The organism is Mycobacterium simiae (assembly GCF_008370645.1).
Classification (GTDB): domain Bacteria; phylum Actinomycetota; class Actinomycetes; order Mycobacteriales; family Mycobacteriaceae; genus Mycobacterium; species Mycobacterium simiae_A.
This window is the reverse complement of sequence record NZ_VTZN01000374.1, coordinates 1-1568: the sequence shown is the minus strand read 5'-3', so window position 1 is coordinate 1568 and position 1568 is coordinate 1. Positions and strand designations below refer to the sequence as shown.

1 protein-coding gene and 1 pseudogene are annotated in these 1568 nt (G+C 63.8%); one reads left to right on the top strand and one right to left on the bottom strand.

The window, feature by feature from the left end:
* Positions 1–979, top strand: a 979-nt coding sequence (locus F0Q45_RS25885) for a PPE family protein (RefSeq protein WP_149656579.1), incomplete at its 5' end; no start/stop codon positions are given.
* 28 nt (positions 980–1007) lie between these two features.
* Here the strand turns inward: F0Q45_RS25885 and F0Q45_RS28220 are convergent.
* Positions 1008–1568: pseudogene (locus F0Q45_RS28220) on the bottom strand (hypothetical protein); the annotation flags it as partial.

The window sequence follows — 1568 nt, the reverse complement described above, 5'->3', positions numbered from 1 at the left end:
CAACTCCGGTAGCTACAACACCGGCATCGCCAACACCGGCAACACCAACACCGGGTTCCTCAACGCCGGGGCCGTCAACACCGGCATCGCCAACGCAGGCAGCGCCAACACCGGTCTGTATAACGCAGGCCAGGGCAACACGGGAAGTTATAACCCCGGCGATCACAACACCGGCGACTTCAACTCGGGTAGCTACAACACGGGTTACTTCAACGGCGGCAACTACAACACCGGCGTCGCGAACAGTGGCGACGTCAACACCGGCGCCTTTAACTCCGGCAACTACAACAACGGCTTCCTATGGAGAGGTGATCACCAAGGCTTGATCAGCGTCTCCTACAAAATCACCATTCCAGCAATCCCCTACCACTATGACGTGCATAGTGACATCCTGGTACCGATCACCGGCAGCATTGGCGCCATCAGTCACGAGACGTTCTCGATCTCCCCGATTCACGTCGTTATCTTTGCGCAAGAAGCCGGCGTTGACGTGAAAGTTTATGACGACTTCTTTGGTGGGTGGAGCATCGATCAAAGCACGATCCAGCCAGCAACACCCATTGACTACGTCATCCGGAAGCTTATCGATTTCCCCGGAGCCGGTAGCCTGGGCCCGATTACGATCGGCTTCGAATTCCAGCAAGGGCCGGGATTCTTCAACACTACAAATACCCCTTCATCGGGCTTCTTCAATTCGGGCACCGGAAGTTCCTCGGGCTTCTTCAACGACAGCACCGCGGGTCTGTCGGGAATAAGAAACGCCGGTACCCAGATATCGGGCATATGGAATGAGGGCATTGCAGCCTCGGGACTATTCAATTCGGGCAGCCTGGAATCGGGCATGCTGAACGCTGGCAACACGATTTCCGGCTGGTACAACACGAGCACGGCGAATATGGCGACGCAGGCGTTCGTCTCGGGCATCGCTAATCTGGGGATCAACCTTTCTGGCTTCTTGCGCAACGTCATGCTGCCGTAACGGAGAGACGAGCAGCGTTGACTTCGAGTTAGGTCCAGCCGCCGGTACCGCCCTGTCCGAATACCGTCCCGCCGGTGCCGCCCGTGCCACCGCTGCCACCAGCGACCGTGCCGGTTCCGACAACGCCGCCGTCACCGCCGTCGCCGAAAAGCCGGGCATCGCCGCCGTTGCCGCCATCACCACCGACGCCCAAAGCGGCGTTCCCACCATCGCCGCCGGTGCCGCCATTGCCGATCAGCCCGGCCTTGCCACCCGAACCGCCAGCGCCGCCGACGCCGGTAGCGGCAAACCCTCCTGAGCCGCCGACCCCGCCAGCGCCGCCGTCGCCGTCCAGAAGCGCGGCGTTGCCTCCCGCACCGCCGTCTCCACCCCTGGTGCCGCTGGCCCCGCCGGCTCCGCCCTGCCCACCCGGGCCGAACAGCAGGCCGGCGTCGCCCCCGACACCGCCGATCCCCCCGTTGATGTGACCGATGCCGCCCGCGCCGCCGGCCCCGCCGGAGCCGAACAGCAGGCCGGCCGTACCGCCGGCCCCGCCCGCACCGCCATCAGCGCCACTCGTCCCGCCTTCGAGGTGCCCGGCACCGCCAGC